General features: G+C 59.1%; 6 protein-coding genes. 4 read left to right on the top strand and 2 right to left on the bottom strand.

Features of this window, described 5'->3' with window-relative positions; translation table 11 throughout:
• Positions 1 to 15: 15 nt before the first annotated feature.
• From pepN to KSX58_RS07830, 3 genes are all read left to right on the top strand, one after another.
• On the top strand, positions 16 to 2,625 hold the full coding sequence (gene pepN, locus KSX58_RS07820; protein WP_217752060.1) for an aminopeptidase N: 2,610 nt from the start codon (positions 16 to 18) through the stop codon (positions 2,623 to 2,625).
• 366 nt (positions 2,626 to 2,991) lie between these two features.
• On the top strand, positions 2,992 to 4,371 hold the full coding sequence (gene glmM / locus KSX58_RS07825; protein ID WP_011743613.1) for a phosphoglucosamine mutase: 1,380 nt from the start codon (positions 2,992 to 2,994) through the stop codon (positions 4,369 to 4,371).
• Positions 4,372 to 4,394: 23 nt separating this feature from the next.
• A complete protein-coding gene (locus KSX58_RS07830; RefSeq protein ID WP_003806691.1) occupies positions 4,395 to 5,051 on the top strand; it encodes a peptide deformylase in 657 nt (218 codons plus the stop codon).
• Positions 5,052 to 5,171: 120 nt separating this feature from the next.
• Here KSX58_RS07830 and KSX58_RS07835 read toward each other — a convergent pair whose 3' ends face one another.
• A complete protein-coding gene (locus KSX58_RS07835; protein WP_021913162.1) occupies positions 5,172 to 6,587 on the bottom strand; it encodes an APC family permease in 1,416 nt (471 codons plus the stop codon).
• 349 nt (positions 6,588 to 6,936) lie between these two features.
• Positions 6,937 to 8,385 carry a glutamate decarboxylase gene (locus KSX58_RS07840; protein WP_201789892.1) on the bottom strand — a complete coding sequence of 483 codons (1,449 nt, stop codon included), beginning with the start codon at positions 8,383 to 8,385 and terminating at the stop codon, positions 6,937 to 6,939.
• A 270-nt stretch (positions 8,386 to 8,655) separates the two neighbouring features.
• Here KSX58_RS07840 and KSX58_RS07845 point away from each other — a divergent pair, with 270 nt between their 5' ends.
• The gene (locus tag KSX58_RS07845; protein WP_070122700.1) at positions 8,656 to 10,113 is read left to right on the top strand and encodes a DNA polymerase III subunit epsilon; all 1,458 of its coding nucleotides are present in this window, start codon (positions 8,656 to 8,658) and stop codon (positions 10,111 to 10,113) included.
• The last annotated feature ends 255 nt before the right edge of the window (positions 10,114 to 10,368 follow it).

The raw sequence follows: 10,368 nt of genomic DNA on the forward strand, positions 1-10,368 counted from the left end.
GAAAGAAGGAGTGACATGCCAGGAGCAAACCTCACCCGAATCGAAGCGGAAGAACGCAAAAGCATCATCGCCGCGCCAATCCATTACACGGTCAAGCTTGACCTGACCCGCGGAGCCAAGGATTTCGGCTCCGAAACCACCATCACCTTCGACGCGAAGCCGGGGGAGTCAAGCTTCCTTGACCTCATCGCCAACGAAGTCAGCGAAATCACCCTCAACGGCGAAACCCTCGACCCGGCTGAAGCGTACGTCGACAGCCGCATCGAACTGAAGAACCTCAAGGAGCACAACGAGGTCACCGTCAAGGCGATGTGCCAGTACTCCAACACCGGCGAAGGCCTGCACCGCAGCGTCGACCCGTCCGACGGCAACGTCTACCTGTACACCCAGTTCGAGGTGCCGGACGCCCGTCGCGTCTACGCCGTGTTCGACCAGCCCGATCTGAAGGCCGTGTTCGACTTCTCCGTGCTCGCCGCCAAATCCTGGATCGTCACGTCCAACATGCCCACCTCCTCCGTGACCGACAACGAAACCGTCACCGAGGAAGGCACGCTCGGCGATCACGCCGCCGAAACCACCAAGCTGTGGGTGTTCGAGCCGACCCCAACCATGAGCTCCTACCTCACCGCCATCTGCGCCGGACCGTACGCCGAATGGCACACCGAATACGCCAATGAGGACGGCCGCACCGTGCCGATGGCTATGTACTGCCGCCAGGCGCTCGCCAAAGCCTTCGAAAAGGACGTCGACTACCTGTTCGACATCACCAAGAAAGGCTTCGCCTTCTACGCCAAGACCTGGGGCGTGCCGTACCCGTACGCCAAGTTCGACCAGATCTACGTGCCGGAGTACAACGCCGGCGCCATGGAGAACATCGGCATGGTCACCATCCGCGACCAGTACGTGTTCGAATCCAAGGTCACCGACGCCTACGCGGAACGCCGTGTGGTCACCGTGCTGCACGAGCTCGCCCACATGTGGTTCGGCGACTACGTGACCATGAAGTGGTGGAACGACCTGTGGCTCAACGAATCCTTCGCCGAGTTCACGTCCACCCTCGCCACCGCCGAAGCCACCGAATGGAAGGACGCCTGGGCAACCTTCAGCTCCGGCGAAAAGAGCTGGGCGCTGCGTCAGGACCAGCTGAGCACCACCCACCCGATCGTCGCCCCGATCAACGACCTCAACGACACCTACGTCAACTTCGACGGCATCACCTACGCCAAGGGCGCCTCCGTGCTGAAGCAGCTCGTGTACTACGTGGGCCGTGAGAAGTTCTTCAAGGGCATCAACAACTACCTCAACAAGCACGCCTACTCCAACGCCACCCTCGCCGACCTGCTCGCCGAACTGGAACTCACTTCCGGCCGCGACCTGAAGGCGTGGAGCGCCCAGTGGCTTGAGGAATCCGGCATCAACACCATCGCCACCGAAGTCGAAGAGAACGAGGACGGCACCATCAAGCGTCTCGCCCTGCGCCAGACCGCTCCGGCCGAGCATCCCGTGCTGCGCGCCCACCGTCTCGCCGTCGGCTTCTACAACGAGGATCCGGAAACCGGCAAGATCGTGCGCACCGACCGTTTCGAACTGGACGTCGACGGCGAACTGACGGTCGTCGACGCTGCCGCCGGCAAGGCACGTCCGTCGCTGATTCTGGTGAACGACGACGACCTGACCTACACGAAGCTGCGTTTCGACGACAAGAGCCTCGCATTCGCGACAAGCAACCTGTACCGCTTCGACGATGCGCTCGCCCGTTCCGTGATCTGGCTCGCCCTGTGGGACATGACCCGCGACGGCGAACTGCCGGCACGCCAGTTCATCGACACCTCGCTGGCCGCGCTCGCCACCGAACACGAGTCCACCACCTTCCGTTACGCGCTGGCACAGGTCAGCACCACCGCATGGCATTACACCGCTCCGGCAGAGCGTGCCGAGACCGTGAAGCATGTGGCCGCCGAACTGTTCAAGCTGGCGGGTCAGGCCAAGGCCGGCTCCGACGAACAGTTCCAGCTCGTCACCGCCTACCTGGGCTACGGCGAGCCGGGCGACGAGGCGTTCGTCGCCAACGCGAAGGGCCTGCTCGACGGTTCCGTGGCATTCGACGGTCTGGAAATCGACAACAACTTCCGCTGGACCATCATCAACGCGCTGAGCACCGTCAACGCGATCGACCAGGCGGGAATCGACGCCGAACTGGCCAAGCGCGAAACCACCGAGAACCGTGAGTTCGCCTATGGTGCACGCGCCGTGGCCGGTACCGCCGAAGCGAAGGCATGGGCTTGGAACGAGGCCCTGCACAACGACGAGCTGACCAACATGCAGCTTGAGGCTGTGGCCGGTGGCTTCGCAGCCACCCCGCGCGCCGACTTGGCCGAACCGTACGCCGAGAAGTATTTCGAGGTCGCCGACTGGATTTGGGAGCACAAGACCTTCCACATGGCGGAAGCGCTGCTCGAAGGCCTGTATCCGGGCTATGCCGATCCGGCGAAGCTCGTGGAGCTGGGTGACGCCTGGCTCGCCTCCCATAAGGACGCGGACAACGCCTTGCAGCGTATTGTGCGTGGCAACGTCGAGGCTTCTCACCGCACGCTGAAAGTGCGCGACTTCAACGCCGCGCTCTGATAGCAGGGGCGACAGGAACGTTCCCGCTTAAGAGCCGTCATGTCGTCGCACGAATTTGATTTTGGAGGCATTTTTCAAAGTTGTGCGACAAGCGTGCTGGCTTTCATACCCTCTAACTCTTATTTTTCGCTGGTTTTCAACGGAAAATGATAGTTAGGGGGTATTTCTTTATCAAGTGTTGTCGCACGACTTGATTTTCCGCCTTGAAATCAAAGTCGTGCGACACGAAAAGGGCATTGCGCGCCGTGAAATGCTTTGAATTGTGAAGTGTTATGCGATTGCGTCGTCACCTGCTGGTTTCGGCGGCACGGTTGAGTACGATAGGTCACGGAAATATCGTTTGCAGATAGCGAGGATTTGAGACTCATGCCACGTATGTTCGGAACCGACGGCGTTCGAGGATTGGCGAATAGGGATTTGACGGCACAGCTGGCGCTTGATTTGGGTGACGCCGCGGTGCGTGTGCTGGGCGATGACGAGCGGAGCGAATTCGAAAGCCGTCGCCGTGCGCTGGTCGGTCGTGATACACGAGTTTCCGGCGATTTCCTCGCCGCCGCATTGTCCGCTGGCATGTCCGCCGGCGGCTTCGACGTGATCGACGCCGGCATCATCCCGACGCCGGGCGTCGCATACCTGACGTCCGTGCTCAACGTGGAAATGGGCGCGGTGATTTCCGCATCCCACAATCCGATGCCCGACAACGGCATCAAGTTCTTCGCCCGCGGCGGCTTCAAGCTGCCCGACACCAAGGAGGATGAGATCGAAGCGGTGCTCGGCCAGGATTGGGATCGTCCTACCGGCGCCGGCGTGGGTCGTGTCAGCCATGACACCGCCACCGCCACCAACCTGTACATCGACCATCTGGTTTCCGCCATCGCGCCGGTCGGTCCGGACAAGTCGCAGCCGACGCCGCTGAAGGGCCTGAAGATCGTGGCCGATTGCGCGAACGGCGCCACGTCCGTGGTCGCTCCGGAAGCCTTGCGCCGCGCCGGCGCCGACGTGACCGTCATCAACGCGTCGCCGGACGGCTACAACATCAACAAGAACGCCGGCTCCACCCATCCTGAGCAGCTGCAGGCCATGGTCAAGGCCTCCGGCGCCGTCATGGGCGTTGCCTTCGATGGCGATGCCGACCGTTGCCTTGCCGTGGATGAGGACGGCAACATGGTCAACGGCGATCAGATCATGGGCATTCTGGCGCGCGCCAAGAAGAACGCGGGCAAGCTCAACCATGACACCCTCGTCGTGACGGTGATGAGCAACCTCGGTCTGAAGTTGGCCCTGCGTTCCATGGGCATCAAGACCGTGCAGACCAACGTGGGCGACCGTTACGTGCTCGAAGAGATGCTGCGAGGCGATTATTCGCTCGGCGGCGAGCAGTCCGGCCACGTGATCAACCGCGAATTCGCCACCACCGGCGACGGCACCCTGACCGCGCTCACCCTGTGCAACGAGGTCGTCAAATCCGGTAAGAGCCTGAAGGAACTGGCCGCCGACTTCCCGCAGCTGCCGCAGACGCTCATCAACGTGCCGAACGTCGACAAGATGGCCGCCAAGACCAACGCCAAGGTGCAGGCCGCGGTGGAACGCGAAGAGAAGCTGCTGGGCGACACCGGCCGCGTGCTGCTGCGTCCGTCCGGCACCGAGCCGCTCGTGCGCGTCATGGCCGAAGCCGAAACCCAGCAGCAGGCAGACGAAGTGTGCGATCGCCTCGCCAAGGTCGTCGCCGACGAACTCACCCTGTAAGAGCCCGCAAGGAGATATGCCCCATGTTCGGACACAACTCGAAAGTGGACCTCGAACTCAACCGCGAGGTCGAAAAGCTCATCAAAACCGGCGGCAAAGAGAAAATCATGCCGATCGTGCAGGCCGGCGAACCGGTATTACGCCAGCAGACCATCGCCTACGACGGCCAGTTGAGCCGCAAAACGCTTGACAAGCTCATCGACACCATGCGCACCACCATGCTGGAAGCGCCGGGCGTGGGCCTCGCAGCCACCCAGATCGGTCTCGGTCTGGCTTTGGCCGTCGTCGAAGACCACGTATGCGAAGGCGACGATGGCGATCCGCGCGAAGCCGCGGAATTCCCCTTCCACGCCATCATCAACCCCAGCTACGAGCCGATCGGCACCGAAACCCGCAGCTTCTACGAAGGCTGCCTGAGCTTCGACGGTTACCAGGCCGTACGCAAGCGTTGGCTTGACATCACCGCCCGTTGGCAGGATGAGGACGGCAACAAGCATGAGGAACATCTGCACGGCTGGCCGGCCCGCATCTTCCAGCATGAAACCGACCATTTGAGCGGTGAACTGTACATCGACCAGGCCGAAATCCGAAGCCTGACCACCAATGAGAACCTTGAGGATTTCTGGTGCGAGGATCCGGTACCGACCGAAGCGGCGGCCGAACTCGGCTTCGAACTGTAACCGCGTAAACGAACGAGACAAGAACGATGAATGCCTCCCAGGCGAACACTTGGGAGGCATTCATCATATTCGGGATTATTGGAATGTTCGAAACATGAGTATTCCAAATATTCCAATATTTCAGTATTCCGGATTCACTAGCACATCGTACGTATCCGTGTTCCGCTCGGCATCCGAACGCAGATCCCAGCCAGGCTTGCGCATTCCATACAACACCAGCGGCGGTAAACCGAGCACAAGCACGACTACAGCCACAAGAATCGCATATGAAACGCTATCCAAACCGGTGAAACCAGCCGGTCTCACGAAAGTCAACACGAATGCCGCGGCGGAAGCGACGAAACCGACGCCCGCGACCAACCGAATCGCAGGAACTCGATACGTGCGGCGGACTTCTGGATGGGTGTCGCGCAGACGAATCGCGGCGGCAAACATCAACATGTACATCACCAGATACAGCGCGGTCGCCATATCCACCAGCGTCGCGAAAGCCGTGTTGCCATTGGGGATCAACACGAACAGCAACGCCAGCACGGTCACGATAATGCCTTGCGGAATCAGAATGCCTTCCTGCACGTCGTGGGCATTGCGCTTCTGCAGCGCGGGAGGCATCAGTCCCGTGCGGGCGGCCGCTAGCAAACCGCGAGAAGGACCAGCTATCCAAGCCACCACGGAAGCGAACGCGCCTAGCGCGATGAGCAGCGAAATCACCGGGGTGCCCCAACCCATGCCAAAATGGTCGAAGAACTCCCTGAACGCCAGATTGATGCCGTCGATGAGCCCCAGCTCACGATGCGGCACAGCAAAGGCGATTGCCAAAGTCGGCAGCACAAGTACCAGCAGAATCAGCGCGGTCGCTAGTGCAATGGCGCGTGGGAATTGACGTCCCGGATGCTCCAAGTCGTTGGCATGCACGGCATTGACCTCCATACCCGCGTAGGCGAGCACATTGGATACGATTAGCACAATCGACGCGATGCCCGTCCACGGCGGAAGCAGCGCGGATGCGTGCAGGGAGGTCTGCACTGGCTTACCGATCGCCAGCCAGATAATGCCGAAGACGATAAGCAGCAACGCAGGAAACAGCGTGCCGATAAGTCCCGAAATCGCCCCGACCTTGGCGAACAGATTGCCGCCGCGCAACGCCACCATCGTGCTTGCCCAATACAACACGATGATCACCGCGGCCACATATACGCCATTATTGCCCAAGCCACCCATGCCGAACACATACGACAGGCTGACGGCGATGAACGCAATCTGTATCGGATACCACACCACATTCTGAATCCACTGCAGCCAAATGGCGAGAAATCCGATGCGATTGCCGAACGCCTCACGCACCCACACGTACACGCCACCTTTCCAGCCGGTGGCCAGTTCGGCAGCCACCAGCGCGGTCGGCACCAGGAAAACGACCGCCGGAATGAGATACAGCAGAATGGAAGCGAGACCATAATCGGCCATGGCCGGCAGAGAGCGTAGCGAGGCCACCGCCACCACGGTCAACATCGCCAGTTGGCTGACTGTCATCATGGTTTTTCCGGTTTTATTGGCAACGGTTGCCGTGCTTGCGATTGCGCCGTGCCCGTCAGCGCCGTTCCCTCTATTCGCCCCGGCATGCGCAGGTATGCCCGTACGATTGCGGTTTCCTGCGACGGCAGACGGATTGCGTGGCGTTGTTGTCGGTGCCGTCGCAGCGTTCGTCGTGGAACGTGCGGACCCGGGATGTGCAGCTGCGCTTGCATCGTGCGCTACCACAGCAAGCGGCTTTTTCATATGAACTGTCATTGCAGCCAGCTTTCGTAAACATAATCGTTGTGGGAATGAACATGAATTTCCTTAATGCGGGAAACGATGGAATTCGTGGAATGACCGCGAAATATCAGTGGTGGAATCCGGATGCACGAGCCTCGCTTGGCATTGGTGAGCGCAGTCCGTCCAGATATTTCACACACGACTTCAGATCCTTGATGAACGCTTCGGCCATATCGTGGCTGAAACCGTTACGCACCACAATGCGCTGCACGGTCACCTGCGTCAGATCCACCGGCATCGGATAAGCCGGCACCAGCCATCCCTTCATGCGCAGCCGATCCTGCAGATCGTACAGATTCCACTTGCGATCCGGCTTGTCGTTGAGCATCCATGCGAACACCGGAATGTCGGAACCGTCGTTCCACAGCGTAAAATCATCCATCTGCTCGATCTCGCCCGACAGATATTTCGCCACATCATGCGAAGTCTGCTGCACCCTTCGATACCCGTCGAATCCCAAACGCAGGAACATGTAGTACTGCAGCAGTACCTGTGCGCCTGGACGGGAGAAGTTCAGTGCGAAAGTCGGCATTTCGCCGCCGAGATAACTCACCTTGAAAATAAGGCTTTCCGGCAGGTCAGCGGTTTCGCGCCATACGACCCATCCCAAACCGGGGTAGACCAGACCGTACTTGTGACCGGAGGTGCTGATGGAGTAAACGCGCTTGACGCGGAAGTCCCATGCGAGGTCCGGCTGGATGAATGGTGCGATCATACCTCCCGAAGCGCCGTCCACATGGATGCGCACATCAAGTCCGGTGCGCTCCTCGATGCGGTCCAGTGCTTCGCTGATCTGTTCGACCGGCTCATACATACCCGTATAGGTCACGCCCATGATGGCCACCACGCCGATGGTGTTCTCATCGACATACTTGTCGAGATCATGGCCGTCGAGCACTTTGTGGTCCTCGGAAATCGGCACATAGCGTGGTTCCACGTCGAAATAGTTGCAGAACTTCTCCCAGCACACCTGCACGGCGCTGCTCATCACCAGATTCGGACGATCGGTCGGCAGGTCGGCCTTTTCGCGGGCTTCCTTCCAACGGCGCTTCAACGCGAGTCCGCCCAGCATGCAAGCTTCCGACGAGCCGATGGTGGAGGTTCCGATGGCATTCATTGGATCGGGCGCATGCCATAGATCGGCGAGCATGTGCCAGCAGCGCGATTCGACTTCGGCGGTTTTCGGGTACTCGTCTTTGTCGATCATGTTCTTGTCGGCCGCCTCCATGTACAGGCGGTTCGCATGATCGTCCATCCACGTGCTCACAAAAGTTGCAAGATTGAGTCGCGCGTTGCCATCCAGCATGGCCTCGTCATGCACCACTTGGTAGGCGGTTTCCGGCAGACTACCCTTCTGTGGAATGGTAAATTTCGAGAACGCCTGGGCTTCCTTCGGACGGGCGAACAGCGGATTGATTTCCACGCTGTCAGGAACAACGCGGTCGTCGGCATTGCCGCAGGTGTTGTCGCAGCAATGCGAATTGTTGTTTTCAGTGGTGGAATGTGTTTCTGACATTGCAGTTCCTTTCGTTGATTTGGAACGTTTATTGCGTTCCGGGATTCAAAAATGAAAGTCGATTCTGGATTTTTGCTGGGAAATGGTCACATTTGCGCTATGTGAAAATTCGTATGGCAACCGCTTCGCACGGAGGTATCCGCGCGCGGTTTCGTAATGAACACCGTCATTCGAACTCGCATGGTTGTGTTCTCACAAAGAGGAATGCGCACGTTGGTTTGTTGCACATTCTTACACGCTGAAGGTGGGTATCGGCTACGATGGGCAGGTATGAACGAATCGACGATGAATCTTTCCTGGCTGGATGACGCGAAGCAGGACATCGAACAATGGTCGGCATCGATGCCGAATGACGCCGACAACCAGCCGATCGACTGGCGATGGGTGTCTTCCCTTGACCTGCGTAACGGCATTGGTGCCGCCACAAGACAGCACGTTGATTTGTTGGCAATGCTGCGGTCCTCGTCGCCGCAACTTTCCGCCCCGCAGCTGCACGCCCTGTTGAAAGATGATCTTGCGATTCGAGATCGGCTCGAACCGACCATCGCGCAGTGCAACAGCACGTTCATGATGGATTACGACCGACTTATCGCTTCCTATCGGCTGCCGCGCGCGCTTGCTTACGCGAACCGTCGGTTGTGCGACGAAATCGCTGTTCTGCGACAGATTGGCGTGGCGATGGGATTGTGGACGGTCACCGAGGAACGACGTGAGCGCGTGACGGTTCCGGTGCTGCTGCCCGGTTCGGCTTTGGCTTCCGGGGGAGTGGCGTTGGATGATATTCAAGATCGAACCGCTGACATCGTTAACGGCCGCGCCGCCCGTCGTGCCGCAGAGAAAAGTCAGAAGCGAGCCAGTGACTATGCCATGTCGCGTGCGAACCTGAGTGGAGTAACCAGTCCGGGCGGCTCCACGTTGTTTGATTACGGTTCGGAAACGAAATCCGCTGAAGCGGCGCAGTTGCGTCGGATGGCTGAATACCGCAAATCGGATTGGCGTGACGCTTATCTTCCTGGACGCGATGTGGACAATGTCATGGGAATCGACATCGAAACCACCGGTACTGACCCGGCGCGTGTGTACATCATCGACGTCGGCTTTGAATATATGAACATGATTTCCCCTCGCCCTGCTGCCGCACCTACTGGATACCAATACGAGCAGAGTTATTACGAAACGGGCGATGCGTATGGTCAGTCGCGTCTGTCGTTCGGCGTTCCTGCCGAGAACGCGACGCTCGGTAATCCGCTGATTCTCGATTTGACCGGTATCGATGTACGTGATCGTGCGTCCGGCTTCCGCCTGTTCGATGAGTGGCCGGAGGCTCAAATCGGTTTGCTGCAGCGATTGGAGCAGCAACCGTACGTAGCGCACAACGCTCGTTTCGAACATAGCTTCTTCATGTTGAATGTGGCTGGATATGCAGAAAGCTACCGTGCGGGCAAGATTACGATTATCGACACGTTGCCGATGAGCCGCCGTTGGGATGAAGGGTCAATTCCGGACGACGAGCATCCGTACGGCAATAACACGTTGGACGCATACGCCAAGCGGCAGGGCGCGCTCGATGAAAGCAAGTCGGAGCGCCACCTCGGTTTGGAAGATACGCATATCATGCTGGTTGCCATGAAACATCACTTGGGTGTATTGCATGGCGAAGGCCGCGGTCCGTGGGGTGCGAATGGCAAGTCTGGCATCGGTGGCAAGCATTGCGGGCGCCGCTGGTAGCATTTGCGATTCGTGTCGCAGTTTCCTGGTTCTTCTTCCCGTGACCGTCCCGTTTTGGCTTTCCCTTCCGGCTTTTGTTACCCGTAACGCCGTTTTGCGGTTACAAAATGCGGATGCGATTGCGGATTTGCGGGGATGGAATGGGCGATTGCGGGGATGGTTTCGGTGGTTGCGGGGTTGGTCGGGCCTGATTTGTCAAGTTTCGACACGCCGATGGAACGTTGGATTTCCAACGGTTCACGCGTTGTTCATGCG

Origin of the sequence: Bifidobacterium sp. MSK.17.10 (assembly GCF_019129655.1) — a bacterium.
Lineage (GTDB): Bacteria > Actinomycetota > Actinomycetes > Actinomycetales > Bifidobacteriaceae > Bifidobacterium > Bifidobacterium adolescentis.